At 43.5% G+C, this 329-nt stretch carries 1 pseudogene; it reads right to left on the reverse strand.

What is annotated here, in order from left to right:
* Positions 1–329 (reverse strand): annotated as a pseudogene (locus tag AB4512_RS21730) (type I secretion system permease/ATPase); the annotation flags it as partial.

The raw sequence follows: 329 nt of genomic DNA on the forward strand, positions 1-329 counted from the left end.
TAGATGTTTTTAGATTCCCAAATCGTGCTCCAAAACCAATGCCCTTTACGTGTTTTTAGAACTTCTGGTGAACGTTCATCATAACGGAACTGTTTCTTTACCAAGAAGTAGCGGCCGATGAATTGTTCTTTCAGCTCTTCGACAGGAATGATGATTGGCACCATTCCGCTTTCCGCAGTAATGATTTCCGCTTCTTGCTTCTCTAAATCGATACTGTTGAGAACGCACGCCTCACCTTGTTTAAGTAGTAAGACCGCAGGCAGTATCAGGTGAGGAATCTTTTCTAAGTCGGAACGGTTTTCTTTTGCCACTAATCCTGCTCGTTCAGC

The sequence above is a fragment of the Vibrio sp. 10N.222.52.B7 genome (assembly GCF_041474275.1).
GTDB lineage: Bacteria > Pseudomonadota > Gammaproteobacteria > Enterobacterales > Vibrionaceae > Vibrio > Vibrio crassostreae_C.